21 protein-coding genes and 2 pseudogenes are annotated in these 18,020 nt (G+C 37.3%); 11 read left to right on the top strand and 12 right to left on the bottom strand.

Translation table 11 applies throughout. The annotated features are described in order from the left end of the window. Positions 1-265: 265 nt before the first annotated feature. Together AN486_RS22525 and sufR are read right to left on the bottom strand one after the other, a co-directional pair. Complete coding sequence (locus AN486_RS22525; RefSeq protein WP_290602652.1) at positions 266-808, bottom strand: hypothetical protein; 543 nt, start codon at positions 806-808, stop codon at positions 266-268. Between the two features lie 167 nt (positions 809-975). Next, complete coding sequence (gene sufR / locus AN486_RS22530; protein WP_290602653.1) at positions 976-1,647, bottom strand: iron-sulfur cluster biosynthesis transcriptional regulator SufR; 672 nt, start codon at positions 1,645-1,647, stop codon at positions 976-978. A gap of 239 nt (positions 1,648-1,886) precedes the next feature. Between sufR and sufB the strand changes: the two genes are divergently transcribed. From sufB to AN486_RS22555, 5 genes are all read left to right on the top strand, one after another. Then, positions 1,887-3,326 (top strand): Fe-S cluster assembly protein SufB, encoded by a 1,440-nt coding sequence (gene sufB, locus AN486_RS22535; RefSeq protein ID WP_190383586.1) that lies wholly within the window; start codon positions 1,887-1,889, stop codon positions 3,324-3,326. 51 nt (positions 3,327-3,377) lie between these two features. Next, positions 3,378-4,163, top strand: coding sequence for a Fe-S cluster assembly ATPase SufC (gene sufC / locus AN486_RS22540; RefSeq protein ID WP_053538252.1), 786 nt, complete (start codon positions 3,378-3,380; stop codon positions 4,161-4,163). Further along, positions 4,163-5,512 carry a Fe-S cluster assembly protein SufD gene (sufD, locus tag AN486_RS22545; RefSeq protein WP_290602654.1) on the top strand — a complete coding sequence of 450 codons (1,350 nt, stop codon included), beginning with the start codon at positions 4,163-4,165 and terminating at the stop codon, positions 5,510-5,512. The genes sufC and sufD overlap by 1 nt, the downstream gene beginning before the upstream one ends. Before the next feature lie 185 nt (positions 5,513-5,697). Continuing rightward, positions 5,698-6,963 (top strand): cysteine desulfurase, encoded by a 1,266-nt coding sequence (locus AN486_RS22550; protein ID WP_168637219.1) that lies wholly within the window; start codon positions 5,698-5,700, stop codon positions 6,961-6,963. A 357-nt stretch (positions 6,964-7,320) separates the two neighbouring features. Beyond that, entirely contained in the window at positions 7,321-7,785 is a 465-nt protein-coding gene (locus AN486_RS22555; protein WP_053538255.1) for a GNAT family N-acetyltransferase, read from the top strand. Here AN486_RS22555 and AN486_RS22560 read toward each other — a convergent pair. Beyond that, positions 7,751-8,659 (bottom strand): sensor histidine kinase KdpD, encoded by a 909-nt coding sequence (locus AN486_RS22560; protein ID WP_053538256.1) that lies wholly within the window; start codon positions 8,657-8,659, stop codon positions 7,751-7,753. The genes AN486_RS22555 and AN486_RS22560 overlap by 35 nt on opposite strands. After that, a complete protein-coding gene (locus AN486_RS22565) occupies positions 8,649-9,233 on the bottom strand; it encodes an L-threonylcarbamoyladenylate synthase (RefSeq protein WP_053541195.1) in 585 nt (194 codons plus the stop codon). Before AN486_RS22565 ends, AN486_RS22560 begins: the two co-directional genes overlap by 11 nt. 82 nt (positions 9,234-9,315) lie before the next feature. On the opposite strand from AN486_RS22565, the gene AN486_RS22570 reads away from it, so the two are divergent. The 4 genes and pseudogenes from AN486_RS22570 to AN486_RS22585 all read left to right on the top strand — a co-directional run bounded on the left by AN486_RS22570 (position 9,316) and on the right by AN486_RS22585 (position 10,763). Beyond that, positions 9,316-9,633 carry a hypothetical protein gene (locus AN486_RS22570; RefSeq protein ID WP_027401848.1) on the top strand — a complete coding sequence of 106 codons (318 nt, stop codon included), beginning with the start codon at positions 9,316-9,318 and terminating at the stop codon, positions 9,631-9,633. Then, positions 9,630-10,043: pseudogene (locus AN486_RS22575) on the top strand (aspartyl protease). The gene AN486_RS22570 and the pseudogene AN486_RS22575 overlap by 4 nt, the downstream one beginning before the upstream one ends. A gap of 43 nt (positions 10,044-10,086) precedes the next feature. Continuing rightward, on the top strand, positions 10,087-10,404 hold the full coding sequence (locus AN486_RS22580) for a hypothetical protein (protein WP_039204224.1): 318 nt from the start codon (positions 10,087-10,089) through the stop codon (positions 10,402-10,404). Continuing rightward, positions 10,401-10,763: an aspartyl protease gene (locus tag AN486_RS22585; protein WP_053538257.1), complete on the top strand. Its 363-nt coding sequence runs from the start codon at positions 10,401-10,403 to the stop codon at positions 10,761-10,763. Before AN486_RS22580 ends, AN486_RS22585 begins: the two co-directional genes overlap by 4 nt. A 74-nt stretch (positions 10,764-10,837) precedes the next feature. Here AN486_RS22585 and AN486_RS22590 read toward each other — a convergent pair whose 3' ends face one another. From AN486_RS22590 to AN486_RS22600, 3 genes are read right to left on the bottom strand one after another with little or no spacing between them, the layout of a single operon-like run. Then, positions 10,838-12,373 carry a DUF1802 family protein gene (locus AN486_RS22590; protein WP_290602656.1) on the bottom strand — a complete coding sequence of 512 codons (1,536 nt, stop codon included), beginning with the start codon at positions 12,371-12,373 and terminating at the stop codon, positions 10,838-10,840. A gap of 6 nt (positions 12,374-12,379) precedes the next feature. Continuing rightward, positions 12,380-14,305 carry a P-loop NTPase fold protein gene (locus AN486_RS22595; RefSeq protein ID WP_290602657.1) on the bottom strand — a complete coding sequence of 642 codons (1,926 nt, stop codon included), beginning with the start codon at positions 14,303-14,305 and terminating at the stop codon, positions 12,380-12,382. A 48-nt stretch (positions 14,306-14,353) separates the two neighbouring features. Continuing rightward, a complete protein-coding gene (locus tag AN486_RS22600) occupies positions 14,354-15,010 on the bottom strand; it encodes a hypothetical protein (protein ID WP_290602658.1) in 657 nt (218 codons plus the stop codon). A 401-nt stretch (positions 15,011-15,411) separates the two neighbouring features. Here AN486_RS22600 and AN486_RS22605 point away from each other — a divergent pair, with 401 nt between their 5' ends. After that, positions 15,412-15,897: a hypothetical protein gene (locus tag AN486_RS22605; protein WP_190383574.1), complete on the top strand. Its 486-nt coding sequence runs from the start codon at positions 15,412-15,414 to the stop codon at positions 15,895-15,897. Positions 15,898-15,908: 11 nt separating this feature from the next. Beyond that, positions 15,909-16,199, top strand: a complete 291-nt coding sequence (locus AN486_RS22610) for a hypothetical protein (protein WP_053538261.1) — start codon at positions 15,909-15,911, stop codon at positions 16,197-16,199. A gap of 104 nt (positions 16,200-16,303) precedes the next feature. On the opposite strand, the gene AN486_RS22615 is transcribed toward AN486_RS22610, so the two are convergent. The 5 genes and pseudogenes from AN486_RS22615 to AN486_RS22630 all read right to left on the bottom strand — a co-directional run bounded on the left by AN486_RS22615 (position 16,304) and on the right by AN486_RS22630 (position 17,646). Then, entirely contained in the window at positions 16,304-16,519 is a 216-nt protein-coding gene (locus AN486_RS22615) for an NAD(P)H-quinone oxidoreductase subunit O (protein ID WP_027401856.1), read from the bottom strand. A 92-nt stretch (positions 16,520-16,611) separates the two neighbouring features. Further along, a pseudogene (locus AN486_RS22620) lies at positions 16,612-16,824 on the bottom strand (glycosyltransferase family 2 protein); the annotation flags it as partial. A gap of 111 nt (positions 16,825-16,935) precedes the next feature. Continuing rightward, the gene (locus AN486_RS26735) at positions 16,936-17,139 is read right to left on the bottom strand and encodes a hypothetical protein (RefSeq protein ID WP_325064638.1); all 204 of its coding nucleotides are present in this window, start codon (positions 17,137-17,139) and stop codon (positions 16,936-16,938) included. Positions 17,140-17,142: 3 nt separating this feature from the next. Then, complete coding sequence (locus AN486_RS26740) at positions 17,143-17,379, bottom strand: HNH endonuclease signature motif containing protein (RefSeq protein WP_325064637.1); 237 nt, start codon at positions 17,377-17,379, stop codon at positions 17,143-17,145. 9 nt (positions 17,380-17,388) lie between these two features. After that, positions 17,389-17,646, bottom strand: coding sequence for a hypothetical protein (locus tag AN486_RS22630; protein ID WP_053538263.1), 258 nt, complete (start codon positions 17,644-17,646; stop codon positions 17,389-17,391). Between the last annotated feature and the right edge of the window lie 374 nt (positions 17,647-18,020).

The raw sequence follows: 18,020 nt of genomic DNA on the forward strand, positions 1-18,020 counted from the left end.
CATTTATTCTCAGGGAATATGTCCCATTTAAAAAAATAAATTCTGGTTGAAAAATGTCAATATATTGAAAGAGGAGGAGAAAGTTATTTATTCAAAAAACTATAAATTTGCTTAGAATTTCAGCTAGATTGGTAAGTTGAAATCAATTCTTCATGTCTAGATTTTTAAAGATTTTTAAAACCCTATCTATCTCCAGCGTCGGATGATAATTATCTATTAAAAAAGAATAATTTAATACAGGGTTTACACTTAAATTAAGAGAATTTTATCTTATTTTTTTCAAAATGAGAATTGCTGATTGGCTAGTCAGTTGCATACAAAGAGGTTGTTCTTGAATACTACTAACTATTATATCACTTGCCATAGATAAGTCTACAATATAGCGTTGTAAGGCTTGACCACCATTCAGCTTAATGACATTAGCAATCAAATTAATTAATTTTTCATCCTCCTGATTGAACTCACCAGACATTAATTTTTTTCTCCAAATATGAAATTTGGGGTCATTTTCACTTAACCATCTAGGAAATAATTCACCATACCAGTATCTTTCAGGAGGTGTCATTAATTCATAAACGTCTTGTCTTTCTGCTTCAGAAGTTAAACGTTTTATATCAAGTCTAATTTCTGTATCTCGAATAAATTGTTGTAAAAACAAAAGAACAAAACGTTTAGACATTAATGTACCAGGTTTAACATCTTTAATCCAGTTATTAATCTGGTTTAACTTAATTGCTAAACTGGGATCTATAGTTGATGCTTCCTCAATTAATGATTTTAGTTTTTCCTTAATCTGTTGTGGATGCAAAATATATACCTGAAAAATAATAAAATTTTTTATTTAGTTTATATATTTTTAATGGTTTTGTAAAGTAACAATTTATTTAGTTAACCAGAGTACGTTTTAACGTACTTAAACTATTAGCCCGGAAATTGATTTCCGGGTGGGTATAGAAGCACACAATTAACCCCCACCTAACTTTTTTCCACCAAATAACCACAACGATGTTCACCATGAATCAACCAGTGAGTCCGTTCCACAGTACAATCTGGGAGAATAGCCGCAAACATCTCCAATTCATGACCACAAACGCTGGGAAAAGATTCCGCAACATCAGAAATAGCGCAGGTATGTTCCACAAAAATGAATCTTTCCGCACCACTAGCATCTGATTCCACAGCGTGAAACTCCGCCATAAACCCTTCAGCTTTTCGCAGTTCTATCAAATTTGCGACTCGTTCCTGCAAAGAACCATTACCCACCCGTTCTCGATATTCTTGAGCCTTGCGTTCCCACTGTTTCCGTAAAATAGATTTTACTTGGTCACGTCCCACAGTTTCCGCTAAAGTGTCCAAGAGAGAAACCGCAAACTCGCCATAACCATCACCTAAGCGGTTGACGCTTTTTTGCAAGTGTTGTCTTCCTCCCCGACTCAAGTGATAAACGTGCTGCGGTCTGCCCATACTCGGCTGTGCTGATACCGAATATATAACTAGCTCCTCCGTCTCTAAATCCTTTAAATGACGGCGAATCGCTTGGGGACTCACATCCAAAAAGTTAGCCAATTCAACAGCCGTTGCTTGTGAGTGTTTCAATAGATACTCTAGGATATCCTGCTTAGTTGAGGTCTGCTGGGTAGTCGCCATCTTCTCTACTAGACGCTTCGCAAACGTCCCAAAATAAAAAACTTTTTTTTCTGAAAATTTAACTTAAACAACATTGTTGTTGTTAATCTATCGTACAATGAAAATAGATTAAACAACAGCCGAATTGTTTTAGTCGTTAAACCTATTCTAGCAGTCCTGTTAGGAATTGGTAACAGAAAACGGGAATTAGCTTTTTTGCAGCCCGTCGCCCGTCCTTTAAAGAGAACACAAGAGAACCGATGAGCGCATCCGTCACCACCTTAGTCAACCAACCTTACAAGTACGGCTTTGTTACCGATATTGAAGCCGATACTATTCCTCGTGGGTTAAGCGAAGATGTTGTCCGCCTAATTTCCGCCAAAAAGAATGAACCGGAATTTATGCTGGAATATCGTCTCCGAGCATATCATCAATGGCTGAAAATGACAGAACCAACTTGGTCTCATGTCCAATATCCGCCTATTAATTATCAGGATATTATTTATTATTCCGCACCGAAACAAAAGAAAGCCAAACTCAACAGTTTAGATGAAGTTGATCCAACTTTATTGGAAACCTTTGCAAAATTGGGTATTCCTTTAAATGAACAAAAGCGATTAACTAATGTTGCTGTTGATGCGATTTTTGATAGTGTTTCTGTTGCGACTACATATAAAGAAAAACTTGCCAAAGATGGCGTAATTTTCTGTTCTTTTTCCGAAGCTTTACAAGAACACCCAGAATTAATTAAAAAATATTTGGGTAGCGTTGTTCCCATTGCTGATAATTATTTCGCAGCTTTAAATGCGGCTGTATTTAGTGATGGTTCTTTCGTTTATATTCCCAAAGGCTTAAAATGTCCGATGGAATTGTCTACATATTTCCGCATTAATACCGGAGATACAGGACAATTTGAACGGACTTTAATTGTCGCCGAAGCAGGAAGTTATGTTTCTTATTTAGAAGGTTGTACAGCACCAATGTACGACAGCAACCAATTACACGCGGCGGTTGTAGAATTGGTGGCTTTAGATAATGCGGAAATTAAATATTCTACCGTGCAGAACTGGTACGCTGGTGATGTTAATGGTAAAGGTGGAATTTACAACTTTGTAACTAAACGTGGTTTGTGTCAAGGTGTGAATTCTAAGATCTCTTGGACTCAAGTAGAAACCGGTTCTGCGATTACTTGGAAGTATCCCAGTTGTGTTTTAATTGGTGATAATTCTGTGGGTGAATTTTACTCGGTTGCATTAACAAATAATATGCAGCAAGCTGATACTGGAAGTAAGATGATTCACGTGGGGAAAAATACCCGCAGTACAATTATTTCTAAAGGTATTTCTGCTGGTAAATCTAGCAATAGTTACCGGGGTTTGGTGAAGATTAATCCCACTGCTAAGGGTGCGAGAAATTATTCTCAATGTGATTCGATGTTAATTGGTGATAATGCTCAAGCTAATACTTTTCCTTATATTCAAGTTCAGAATAATACGGGTAAGGTTGAACATGAGGCTTCTACTTCTAAAATTGGTGAAGATCAATTATTCTTTTTTGCTCAACGGGGTATTTCTTCGGAAGATGCTATTTCGATGATGATTAGCGGTTTCTGTAAGGATGTTTTTAATCAGCTTCCTATGGAGTTTGCTGTTGAGGCTGATAAGTTGTTGAGTCTGAAACTAGAGGGTAGTGTGGGTTAAGAAAACGAACCACAGAGGCACAGAGTACGCAGAGAAAGAGAGGAAGAGAAGATGATTGTTGAGAATAGTGATTTGATTTTGTCGGTTAAGGATTTGACGGCTGATGTTGATGGAACTCAGATTTTGAAGGGGTTGAATTTGGAGGTTCGCGCTGGGGAAGTTCACGCGATTATGGGTCCAAATGGTTCTGGGAAGAGTACGTTTTCTAAGGTGTTAGCGGGACATCCAGCTTATACTGTTACTGGTGGTGAGGTGATTTTCCAGGGACAAAATCTTTTGGATATGGAAGCCGCAGACAGGGCTAGGAGTGGTGTGTTTTTAGCTTTTCAATATCCTCTGGAAATTCCTGGTGTGAGTAATTTGGATTTTTTACGGGTGGCTTATAATTCTCGTCGGAAGGCTCAAGGTTTAGAAGAGGTTGACGCTTTCGATTTTGATGATTTGGTTGAGGAAAAGTTGGATGTTGTGAAGATGAATTCTTCTTTTCTGAACCGCAGTGTGAATGAGGGTTTCTCCGGTGGGGAAAAGAAGCGGAATGAAATTCTGCAAATGGCAATTTTAGAACCAAAGTTAGCGATTTTGGATGAAACTGATTCTGGTTTGGATATTGATGCTCTGAAAATTGTCGCTAATGGTGTTAATCAGTTAACTAATGCTGAAAATGCGACGATTATGATTACTCACTATCAGCGTCTTTTAGATTATATTGTCCCTGATTTTGTTCACGTTATGGCGCAGGGACAAATTATTAGAAGTGGTGGTAAGGAGTTGGCTCTTGAGTTGGAATCTCGCGGTTATGATTGGGTTCTAGAAGAAGCTTTGGGAGTGGGTGTGTAATGTCTATTCCAATTAATGTAGAGACGTTTCATGAAACGTCTCTACAACAAAATCTATTAGATAGAGATGCTTTTTTAAGTGGTTTATTAAGTCGGGTAACTACTACAAAACAAGATGGTTGGTTACAGGATTTGCGCGACGGTGCTGTTAATTGGGTGCGTCATTCTGTTATCCCCAATACCCGCGAGGAAGAATGGCGATTTACTGATTTATCACCTCTCAAACAGGTAACATTCAATAATAATGTAGAGACGTTCCATGGAACGTCTCTACAATCCATGATTTTACCTGAAGTTTCTCAGCGGTTAGTTTTTGTAAATGGTGTTTATGCACCTGATTTATCTAATACTGAAGATTTACCTGCTGGTTTGAAAGTTGGTAATTTGGATGTTTTACCTGGTGAAGTTGTTCAGGAATATTTAGCGCAAGCTGAAGGTGCTAAAGAAGTTTTTACGGCTTTAAATACTGCGGCTCTAAATGATGTCGCGGTGGTATGGGTTGCTAAAAATGTGGTTGTGGAAACTCCTATTCATTTACTTTTTGTTTCTGTTTCTGGTGAGTCTCCAACTATTTCCCAACCTCGTGTTTTAGTGGTAGCTGAAAGTAATTCTCAGGTGGGTTTGATTGAGGAATATACGAACCACAGAGACACGGAGAACACAGAGAAGGAAGTCTATTTTACTAATGGGGTAACGGAAATCTGGGTAAATGAAAATGCTCAGGTGAGTCATAATAGGGTTGTGCGGGAAGGTGCAGCGGCTTTTCATGTTGGGAAAACTGCTGTTACTCAGGCGCGATATAGTCGTTATAATTGTAATGCGGTGACGGTTGGGGGGAAAATCTCTCGTCACAATTTGGAGATTTTGCAAACTGGTGAACAAACGGAAACGACGCTGAATGGTTTGACTGTGATTGCTGATACTCAATTGGCTGATACTCACAGTGCTTTGTCTTTAAATCATCCACATGGTGTGAGCAAACAGTTACATAAGTGCATTATAGGCGATCGCGCTCATGGTGTCTTCAATGGTAAAATATTTGTTCCTAAACTGGCGCAATTAACTAACGCATCTCAATTAAATCGCAATTTGCTATTATCATCTAAGTCCAGAATTGACACCAAACCTCAATTGGAAATCACTGCTGATAATGTTAAATGCGCTCATGGTGCTACTGTCAGTCAGTTGGAAGATGATCAAATATTCTACCTGCAAAGTCGCGGCATTGATGAAAATAATGCTCGCAAATTATTAGTTAATGGTTTCGCAATGGAAATTATTAACTTTATCCCTGTTCCTTCTTTGCGTGAGAGTTTGTTGAAAACTGTTACAAGTCTCACCAATAAATGATAAAACTTCGGGAACTCACCCCTAAAAAAGGTGAGTAAACCCCGCACCTACTAACACAAAAAGCTCTAAAACTTTCTTTCTCTGTGTCCTCTGTGCCTCTGTGGTTCGTTCTTCTTAAATTCTGCAATACTCCTAAATTCTAGTTATTATTCTGAACATCTAAACTCCTGAACTTCTTCTTCAACATGACCATCACTTCTACCAAATCTCTCGCTGATAAAGTTCGTTCTGACTTCCCCATTTTACATCAGGAAGTCCACGGTAAACCCCTGGTTTATCTCGATAATGCAGCTACTTCTCAAAAGCCTTTGTTCGTGTTAAATGCTTGGCGTGATTATTATGAACAATATAATTCTAATGTTCATCGTGGCGCACATTTTCTCAGTGGAAAAGCTACTGATGCTTATGAGGGTGCGCGTGATAAAATTGCTAAATTCATTAATGCTAAATCACGCCAAGAAATTGTTTACACCCGCAATGCAACTGAAGCCATTAACCTAGTCGCTTACAGTTGGGGAATGAACAATTTACAGCCAGGAGATGAAATAATTTTCTCGGTTATGGAACACCATAGTAATATTGTTCCTTGGCAATTTGTGGCTCAAAAAACAGGCGCGGTTTTGAAGTTTGTCGAATTAACACCGGCAGAAACTTTTGATTTGGAACAGTTTAAAAACTTGATTTCTGACAAAACAAAACTAGTGTCTATCGTGCATATTTCTAATACTTTGGGTTGCATAAATCCAGTTAAAGAAATAGCCGAAATTGCTCACAAATATGGTGCGAAATTCTTACTTGATGCTTGTCAAAGTGTCCCCCATACTCCCATTGATGTTCAATCACTTGACTGTGATTGGTTGGTGGCTTCTGGACATAAAATGTGCGCTCCCACTGGCATTGGTTTCTTATATGGTAAGCTGGAATTACTAGAAGCAATGCCGCCATTTTTCGGTGGTGGTGAGATGATTGCAGAGGTATTTTTAGACCATTCCACCTATGCAGAATTACCCCATAAATTTGAAGCGGGTACTCCGGCTATTGGGGAAGCGATCGCCCTTGGTGCAGCGATAGATTATCTTACTAATATTGGTATGGATAAAATCCATGCTTATGAAGCGGAATTAACTGCTTATTTGTTCGCGCAATTAGCACAAATACCCCAAATTAGAATCTACGGACCAAAACCCAATGCTGAAGGGGAAGGGAGAGCCGCATTAGCAGCTTTTACGGCAGAAGGTGTTCACGCTAATGATTTAGCAACATTGTTAGATCAAGAAGGTGTAGCAATTCGTTCTGGACATCATTGCACGCAACCATTACACCGTTACTTGAGTTTATCAGGAACTGCACGAGCAAGTTTATCTTTTTACAATACTCGTGAAGAAATTGATGTTTTCATCAAAGCATTGAAGGAGACTTTGGACTTTTTTGCTGGTGTGTTTGGCGATTGACACTCTCACTGTCTTTAGCCACTGAGATTCTTAGTTCAACGAGTCCACTTAACTTAAACCCCTTGCGGTATTTAAACCAGAGGTGGTTCTCTCCCCAAGCGTTAACTTTCCCTCAGCGGACAAGGTAGTTGCATCATCTCGTTCCCAGTCAGAGACTGGGAACGAGATGTGGTAGGGATTTGAGCTTAATTTGACACATATTAGCTTTTGCTTTACCCCTACCCGTAGAATCTTAGCAGTATTGTATTGAATCCTGACCTTAATTAAAATGTTGCATATACATATACAAAGTTAGTAATTTCTAGGAAAATATGCCATAACAGAAGCGAAGATACTCCGATCATTAGGTGTCTATAGATGAAATATTCTCAGATTCAATTTAGCCAAAGCCTTGCGGATATTGATCTTTTCCAACTCCAAGAACTGTTTAATCTGGCTGCTTTTTGGGCAAAAGGACGTAGTATTAAGGATTGGGGTATAGCTCTTGCTAACAGTGAACCTGTTATTTCTATCTGGGATAGGGAATTATTAATTGGTTTTGCTAGAGCCACCTCTGATGGCATCTATCGCGCTACAATTTGGGATGTTGTCATTCATCCAGATTATCAAGGTAACGGTTTGGGTAGCAAGTTGGTGGAAACGGTTTTAAGTCATCCCCGAATGCAGAAGGTAGAGCGTGTATACTTAATGACAACGCATCAACGGGAATTTTATGAAAAGATTGGTTTTCGAGTCAATAATACCACGACAATGGTTTTAAATAATCAATCTAATTTTGATGCTTTTGTCAGTGAGGAGATTTGTTTGCAAGAGTCCCTGTAGGTATGGATATTTGCAGTCTAGTTAACTGCGATGTTTCTTCCTGGTTGGTGGGAAAAGGCAAAATTTCTAATTTTCCTCCCATCAATTCTACCAAACGTTGATTGAGTGAAAGTTTCATTCCTGGTGACAAATCTATATTTTCTTGAGTTGTTTGAAGTTCTGATTTCATCAAATGCAGAGATTCATTTGTGATTACGGTATCAGTGGGTACGTCTAACCAAATATTGGCAAAATTACCTGGAGATTGTAAATTGCCAGAAAGATATATATTCCCTTCTTCCATGTTAGCAATTGTTGTATTTATCAAATTGATTAATACTTGTTTGAGCCAATGGTAATCTGTCAAAATCTGAATTTCTGGATCTGAGGGTGATAAAATAAAAGGATAATTGCGGTTAACGGCTAATAAATAAGTTAGTTCATAAACTTCCTGGAGAAATTCACTTAATTGAAAAGCCTGAATATCTAATTTATTTCTACCAGATTCAATTTTGGAAACATTGAGAATTTCATCAATTATTTTTAATAATTTCAGAGATTTTTCGTAAGCTTGTCCGATAAATTCTCGCTCTTCTTGGGGATTTTCACACAAATCTGCCAAAATCAGTTGATGTAAACCCATCATACTCCCTAGAGGCGATCGCAATTCATGACCAATCCTGGCTAAAAACCCCCCTTGAAATTGGCTCATTTCCCGCGCCTGATAGTAGGCTAATTGGGTTTGCTCTAATTCTGCCAAAAGTGGGTTTTCTGGCTGTTGTGGAGCATTTTCCACCGTAACAGATGCCGATTTGCTAGACTGAAGGAATAATTTACAAAAACCTATTCCTAATCCTATTCCTGCGCCTAAATATAGCCAGTTACTAAAATTCATAATTATCCAATTTAATACTACCTTGTCGTAAAATCTGCCAATTGTTCCCTGTCCATTTAGCAACGGTGGAAGGTATTCCCAAACCTTGGTATTCTGTTGATTCTAATGTTAAAACCTCTGGAAATTGAGCTTCTATAGCTGCTTTGGTTTCTAAAGCTGGTTGTCCTGATAAATTAGCGCTAGTTGTCGCCATTGGACCAGTTTGCGCCAAAATAATTTGAGCAACTGGATGATTTGGAACTCTAATCCCAATAGTAGTCGGTTCAAGAGGATTCATGACAGTGGGAATTTTGTCACTAGCTGGTAAAACTAAAGTTAAAGCACCTGGCCAATATTGATTAACAATTTTTTGCCAGATTTGATATTCTCTTTGGCTACCTTGAACATAATCCCATAAATCTTCAGCTTTGGCAGCCATTAAAATTAAAGGTTTATCAAAACTGCGTTGTTTCGCAGCATAAATTAATTCTGCTTGTACTGGTATGGTGGCTAATGCAGGGACGGTATCTGTAGGGAAACTGATGAGTTTTCCCGCTTTTGCAGCTTCTATCAGGACTGATAATGAAAGGTTCATAAAGATGGTTTTTCTGCTGGTGTTTTGAGTTAAGGATAATTTTTTTGATATTATTATCATAGTAGAAATGGGGTTTAAAAACATGACTCAACTAACACCAAAACAACCAGCAAGAAGAGGAAGAATTTTCCCTGAATTGACTTTATCACCGGAAGAATTGGCTAAACGTAAAGCAGAAGATGAACAATTTTATCAACGTTGTTGGGCAATTTTTCAAAGATTACTGCCTGAATTGATGAAAGAACATTATAACTCGTATATTGCTGTAGAACCAGATAGCGGTGATTATTTCATTGATCAGGATATGGAAGTCGCTAGTAAAAAATCACGGGAGAAACATCCTAATGTGATACATTTTCTATTTCGCATCAATGAAACAGGGGTAACAGGAAGAATATGATACAGGGTTATTTTGGTGATGAGGGGCAGCTTTTCTTTGAAATTGAATTAATTACTGCTGAAGGCTTAAATCTGCCTGTAGATGCTTTATTTGATACTGGATTCACAGGCTTTATGGCTATTAATAAACAAGATTTAAGTAGGTGAACACAATAAAACCAAACTGTGTAAAGAAACGTAAAATCGCCCAAACCCTCTTCACTCTTGCCTCTTGCCTTTTGCCTTGCCATAACGACAATTTTCAACGCCAACCTACTTATCTATTCAGGTAAAGTGATTTTGGATAATCAAGAGGATGAAATTCCTGTTTATGCTGGAGATGAATTAACGGAAATTTTATTGGGTTCAGCGTGGTTGGAGTTTTTGCCTTTGGTGGTGAATTTTCAAGCTGATATTTTGACTTTAGGATGATTTTTTTGATATTATTATCATAGTAGAAATGGGGTTTAAAAACATGACTCAACTAACACCAAAACAACCAGCAAGAAGAGGAAGGATTTTCCCGGAACTGACTTTATCACCGGAAGAATTGGCTAGACGTAAAGCTGAAAATGAGGCAGAGTATCAACGTTATCGAACAATTTTTGAGCGTGTACGTCCTGAGTTGATCAAAGAACATTATGGTTGGTATATTGCTATTGAGTTAAATAGTGGTGATTATTTAATTGATCAAGATAAAGAAATTGCACATCAAAAAGCCCGTGATAAATACCCAAATGCTGATCATTGCGTTTTTTGTTTGAATGAATCTGGAGCAACTGGGAGAATATGATAGAGGGTAAATTTGGTGAAAAAAAGCAGCTATTTTTTGAAATTGAGTTGGTTGCTAATGATGGTTTAAGTTTGCCTGTGGATGCTTTATTTGATAGTGGTTTCACAGGCTTTATGGCTATTAATACACAAGATTTAGATGGACTTAATTGGGATTATGTAGATAAAGAAATTCTGCGAACTGCTCAGGGTGAAATCACGTTTGAAAGATATTTGGGTAAGGTGATATTGGATAACCAAGAGTATGAAATTCCTGTTTATGCTGGAGATGAATTAACGGAGATTTTATTGGGTTCAGAGTGGTTGGAGTTTTTGCCTTTGGTGGTGAATTTTCAAGCTGGTATTTTGACTTTGGGATGAATGATTTTGGGGAAATAAACCACGAAGGCACGAAGAGCGCGAAGGTAAGAAAAGAAGAGAGAAAAGAGTTATTTTTAATTTATTGATAAGTCGCGCAAGTAGTAAAATTTATCTGTTTTCCCATCGTTTCCTTTTTCTCTTCCTAAGTAACCTGTTAGGGGTGATGATAGTTCTATTAAAATGTCGTGCATTTCTCCTGGTTTTAATGGTTGTGGTGGATTTGAACCGAAATATGCACCATGTAAAGCGTCAACTCCAGCAGATTCTATTCCTGAGTTTTGTAGATAGTTTTTGACGAGTTGGATAATGTGCGATCGCAATTTTATCTCTTTTTCAATTTTATCAATATATTCATTAATTTTATCATCAATTTGTCCCGGTTCTAAGTATTTCTGTAATTCAATTAAGTTTATTGCACCTGGATATTTTGCTTTGAGTTCAACTAATTTTTGTAATGTCATAGCTTTGATAATACTGACTTTCCATTCTTTTGATGATTTTTGAGTATCTGAGGTAGCTTTACCTGGTCCTATTACCAATTTTGCTGAGTTGATAAATTGTTCTCTACCTAAGTGCATTCCACCAAGTTTAATTAATTCCTCAACTGTACGACTGGGAATACTTTTACCTGCTTTACATTCACACACTAAAGGATAAGGTTGTGAACAATATAAATCTAAACCTCCTGCACCTCCTTTATAAGCAGTTTCAACTTTAAATCCTAAAAAATCAAGGCTATCCCGTGCGATATTTTCAAAGTCTGTACCCGCTTGATAGCTATTTTTTTTCTCTTCAAATTCTATGCTTCTATCTCCTAAAGATGCTATGGTTTTTATCCAAGTTAAATCAGCATCTATTGTATTTGTAGTTTGTGCATTACTCCAACCTAAAAATACTTTGATTTCATTTTCTAATTGTTGTGCTGCTGGGTTATTATTGGCTATTTGTGATAATGCACTTTGCAATTCTTCCAGTTCAGGATGTAGGGGCGGTTCTCGTTTTTCTAATTGTTTTTTGCGTTGATTAAATACCTGATCACTTAATACAGGTTTATCTTCAGAACCAGAAATATTAGGTAAACCGACAAATTTACCTAATTTATCTTGAATATTTGCAATAGTTGGAACTTCAAAAGGTTCAGGTAAATGATAAACCCGCAAATAAGCTAGAAAAAAATGTGGACGTTTTTGTAATATTTCCTCAAATATTTCTGGTTTCCAGATTGTTAATTGAGATAAAATATCTAATGGTTTAGTTTTATCTGGCATTTCACAAAGTTCACATTTAGCCCATGATTTAATTAAAACTTTGCTTTCAGATAAGGGTATTTGTAGCTGTTTTTGAGTTGGTATTAAACTCAGTTGTTCCGGTTGTAATAACATACCAGGATAATAAAATTTTCCCCATGCAGTTTTAGCAATGGGCAAAAAACTTGAATGGTAATATTTATCAATTGCTGCTGTAGATATCTCAACAGGATAGAGAGCGAATGTTTTACCCAAATCTAGCAATGTCCGAGGAATTGCGGCAATAATACGCCCTTGTATTAAAGCTTCAATATCGGGAGCAGGTAAACATAATGCGTTATAAATTGAAACTGACTTATTCATAATTAATTAACCAAATAAATCGCCTAAACCATCATCATCAACGTCAGGCATATTATCATCTTCATCATCAAATAATCCTCCCAAACCATCATCAACGTCAGGCATATTACCAGATGGATCACTTAAAATTTCTCTTAATAAAACATTATCAAATGTAATATTATTCTTAGAGATAATATCAAAAATTTGTTCTTCTGTTAGTTTATAATTTTGTCGTTTTTGAGAAATAGCTAGTATGGCTATAAGTGGGCGAATTTGATCTTCTATTAAATCTACATTTTCTCCTCCTTTATGTAAAATCAACTCATTCAGCAAACTATATGTTGCTGCTGTTTTTTTCATTTGTTTTATTTTGAATTGAGAACGCACTAAACAACCACGCGTTAAATCAAAAGTTTGATAGTCATTTAAGCGTTTTAAACACGCATTTAATGTAAATTGAGAATCTTGGACAACTGCTACACCAATTTTTACTTCTTTACCATTTTCATTACCAATAATTTTGAAGTTGATAAAGTTATTGTTCTTAGATTTAGGCAGAATATCTTTGGTAATTTCTTGAATCATAACTTCTTCTAAAGTCTGTCCTTTTAAAGTATTAAAGCCAAAATATAGGGCTTCAGCTATGAGTGAACTATCCTCGATATATTCTTCAAATTTTAATTCACTTTCCCTTGTAAATGCTAGTTCAAATCTTTGAACTGGATCACCAGGGAGTTGCTCTTCTTCAACCTTAAAATTATCAGCACACCATCGTAAAGCTTCTCTAACAGTTGGTTTATTTTTACCGTATTCTCTCAGATTACTTTCTTCAAATGGGTAAAGTGGATGGGGCGGAATTAAGTTCTTTAAAGTGTAATAGTCTCTTAGCCAAACAGTTGCCAACTGTACCATAGAATCAGCACTAACAAATTTTAAATCTATGGGTTTTCTTTGTGTGAATTTAGAAATTCTATCAGGTGTACCACCCTGAATAGAGTTTACTTTATCTCTCCATGTTTCTGGTAACATGACTGTGAGAATAACCACGCCTTGACTAAGGGCTGAATTTTCCAAAGTATCATGGAGAATTTTCACGAAATTAGCAATTATACTTTCTGTTGGAAACCCATCCTCAGTAGAGTTGTTTTTAACGTCTATTTCATCAAAACAAATAACAATTGAATTGTAATAACCAACTAAATTCAAAATTTGTTGAATATTTTTAAGAGCTTCAGCTTCTCTATCTTGATTAGTTTTACTAGGATTAGGTAATCCCAACTCATCAGCATTCGATTGGGCTAATTCTTCTCCAGATAGCCATTTAATTGCATAAGGGGCTTGGGTTTCTGAAAGTGTCCACAGAATAGCACGAAGAACATAAGGATCTGCATCAGATTTATGTTTAATAACCTGTTTTTGCAGATTATTTATTACGTCTTTATTTTTTTTATAAGCTTTGTCAAATTTCTTGACTAACTCTGCTGGAGTAAAAGCTTTTTCTCTGCCTTCATTTGCCATAGCTGCGGCAATTTCTTGCCATTGCATGACTTCTTGACTACCAGTTTTACTAAGACTATCTGCTAAAGTTTGCTGGAATTGGTACTTAACAAAATTTAAGTCTGTATAGTTATTACCACCTGCATAAACAAATAAAGCACAACCCACTTTTTCTAGTTCATGACGAATACGACTCAAAAGATGGGTTTTACCAACTCCCTGCTGTGCAGTAATAGCAATTGAAGTCACTTTATCTTGACTAGATTGACTTTTGCGAACAAATTCAATGGCTTTAAAAACTTGATTAGAAGCATGGGCATTTAATGTGGGTACGTCGGGGACTCCTTTTCCCCAAACATCCTGTTCTTTAACAATCCCAGCGTTAATAAATGGATTGTGACTATTAATTGCGGCGTTAACGGCTTCTATGGGAGAAATAGGGGTATTTGTCATGGTGATTTGGTATGGTGCGAGGAACTAGAAACTGTGGGGATAATTTGATTAACTCAAGCGTTTAGCGTAAGAACGTAGTTGTGTACCAGGTATAGAAATTGAATCTTCGCGTTTATCAGAAGTAAAATCTGGTATTTCTCCGGCAATTAGCTGGAAAATGTCATCAGCTTGCATTTCTACTAGCCATTTATTGAATTTTTCACGGCTAACTTGTTCACCTATTTCTCTTCTAATCCGATAAATAGGTACTAAATCATCTAGGCTATAATCTTTATTCAACTTGTCATAAACTTCCAACGCGACAGACTTAAACTCCTCATAAGAACCAATCACCCCACCACCAGACGCAACCGGCGCAGCTACCACATTAATTTGACCTATCCACCGCAACAAGGCATTAGCCGCCCAAGTCCCTACAATAGTTCCCTCAAACTTAAACTCATCACTACGCAAACCCGCACCCAATACATCTAAACCTATTGGTGACGTGAGAATATAACTAGTCTTAGAAACAGTAACAGCCCCCTGTTCCTGTAAATCCTCTAAAATCCCCTTATAGTCCGCCATTTTCTGACCCTTAGCCACTATCCGCTTCGTCAGCAAACCTTTTTTCACTTCCTGTTCATTTGCTCCTAAATCCCACAACGCAAGCAGCAAGCGAGTTTTAGCATATGAAGTCTGTAAATTTTGGGCTTGGGCGTTCATATTCAGTATCCTACTTAACTAAAAAATATTATAAGTATTTTATTTGTTACTAGGACAAAGATCAAATAATATTGACTCTTTTGATGTAAATAAGACAAATATCAATATTTATGACTTATGCCGCAAATACCCTGAACAGGTAAGGGTTTAGCACTGCTAAACCCCTACATTTATACTCAGGATGGGGATATTTTTTGAGTAAGAAGTCTCTAATTGCATATTTCCTCAGAGGTAAGAAATTAGAGTCGCTTATATCAGCAGCAAGATGGAAGACCGACAAAAATAGTTCATGATTACATACAAATACTATACCCATCCTTTTCTAGGTACGAAAAAACAAAAGCTCAAATCTGCCTTTGTGTCTGTACGGAGATTAAAGAGTTGTAAATAATAGGAACAAAATGAAGACTATATATAAAGAGCGTAAACTCAGCTTACGCGTGCAAGCAATACTGATGTCTACATTACTCTCAGTTCTTTTATTAACAGGCTGTGGCGGTGGTTCTCGAAACGCATCAGTACCACCACCTGTTGATGATACAGCAGGTAGAAACATGAGCGATCGCTCTTTAGTAAATCAACCCGAAGCCAAAAAAGGATTATCCACAGGTCAGAAAGTGGCACTTTTAGGGGGAGCAGCCGCCCTTTACTATCTCTACAACAAACAAAAAAACGCTCAAGGAACAGGAGCAAAAGGCAAATATTATCTCTCCAAAAATGGGCGCGTATATTACCGTGATGAGCAAAACCGCGCTCACTGGGTAACTCCTCCCCCAGATGGTATTCGTGTTCCCGAATCAGAAGCGCAAAAGTATAGTGAATTCCAAGGCTATAACGGACGCACCACAGGTCGGGATCTCACTCAACTACCAGAAGCAACACAATAAGGAGACAGATCATGGTTAACGACTTTTTGCAAAAGGCGAAAGATTTTTTAGTAGGGTTAGGCGATAAACGAGATCAAGAAGAAATCCGTCCACCTCGTGATGATCTAAACGAAGCAAATTTTGGTGATGTTCGTCCCGCTAGTGAAGACCCCTATGGCGACCCCGCCAACCAAGGCAACTTTGGTAATGTTCGTCCCGCCAGTGAAGACCCATACGGCGACCCCGCCGACCAAGGCAACTTTGGCAATGTTCGTCCCGCCAGTGAAGATCCCTATGGCGACCCCGCCGACGAGGAAAATTAACTATCTGGTGAAAATTAAATCTGCGTTTTCCAGAACCCTTGTAGAGACGTTCCATGGAACGTCTCTACTTTTTTGGAGATATCTATTTCTATCAGACATCTAAATTAGGCAAACTCTTCCAACTGTGACAACTTTAACCAAATATTGGGCGTTGGTACTTGTCCAAACTTGACCAAAGCATAATCACCCTTGATATCCACAATTTCCCCTTGGGTTTCAAACAAGTAACTAGGTAAACGGGAATCACTAGCCTGTGCTTCTAGACTATTTTCTAGCTTTTCCCGAATAGCCCGCACCATATTTCCTTTTTTAATCGCCATAAGTTCCCCTCGTTCCAAAATAAACGCTTTTACTGAAAATTTTAGCTTGTACCCAGACACAAGGGGAATTTTTCTATTAATCACTTTGTTTTTTAGCCGACATCATCCCCATATTTCCGCCCGCGCCATTGCTTAGGAGTGTGAAATGCAGATAAAAAGATGCGTAGCCCCGCTAAAGGGTCAGCCAAAAGAGAAAGCCAGAATAACCAACCACCAGTGGCATCTTTCCGATCATAGGAGGGAGCGATCGCTAATAATAAGGCAAAGCGAATTACCACCAAAAATATATTCAATCCTAACAACAAATCCGCAATATCCTCATAAATCCTCCTTAGACAATCCAGAATTAGTGATCCAGCGACTCATTTTACCATCTGCATAATTATCGCATTTCCCATAATTTGGAAGACATTGCATTAAGCATTCATTCTTTTAATTGCTGAGAGAGAAGGATATTTTTTATTATCAATAAGTAATTGACGTTCTAATAAACGAGGTTGATCATTAAATCCTAAAATTCTAGCCGTCACTTGTCCTATATTTGTGAGAGATTCAATAGTAGAATTATTCAGTTTAAAATGTTCCCCCCAATTATCCCAACGAGGATGATAAAAACGCACAAATTATTTTTTATCTAAAATAATTGAACCGATATCACTTCCTTTAAAACGATTACAATAGACACAACAATAAGCCAGATTATCTATATTTGATGAGCCACCATGTTTGATACTAATAATATGATCAATGGCACAGCCTAAAATGGTATCATGTTCAGAAATCAGGCAATATTCACATAAATTATCCGCTCTTTCTGTAACTAAACGGCGAAGTTCTAGATTTAAATAAGGACGCTCCATAATTTAATTTTAAGCCTTCTCGTTAATAAAATCATAAGCCCTAGCTTTTGCTAGTCTTAATAAATGTTCTAGAATCAAATAATGATCTAATTCTGATTTCTCCTCTGGAGAAATTCCATCAGTTTTTTCCCGAAAAATTAAATCAGATACTCTTTCTTTTACTGTTTCCGATACTTGAAATTTAACTAAACTTTGAGATGTTATGCCAGCAGCGAGAAAGTTAATTATCTCTTCATACGCTGGATTAATGGTGATTGATGTTTTCATGATGATTATCTCCTTTATTAAGGATATTTAAAATCCATAGAGCAAATAAATGTAGAGAATTTACAGATACACTAATTATAAGGAAGAACGCCGAAAACCCTTGAAAATGTGGGTGACTCAGGAAGCCACATTTGGGCTTTAGACAAGGGATGAAGGCTAGTACCGCAAGGCGGAAGTCAAAAGTCAAAAGTCAAAAGTCAAAATGAAGACAGTATAGGCTTTTGGAGGATTTAGAATGGTTGGTTTATTTACGCCGTTTTGTACTAGAGGCAGGATAAATCCTGCATTGATTTTAATCCATATTCGTGATACAACTATATTGTCACTAAAGACATAAAAAGCTACCGAGGGACTCTCGGAAAGTTACGCTTGTC

The sequence above is a fragment of the Anabaena sp. AL93 genome, from assembly GCF_001672085.1.
Classification (GTDB): domain Bacteria; phylum Cyanobacteriota; class Cyanobacteriia; order Cyanobacteriales; family Nostocaceae; genus Dolichospermum; species Dolichospermum heterosporum.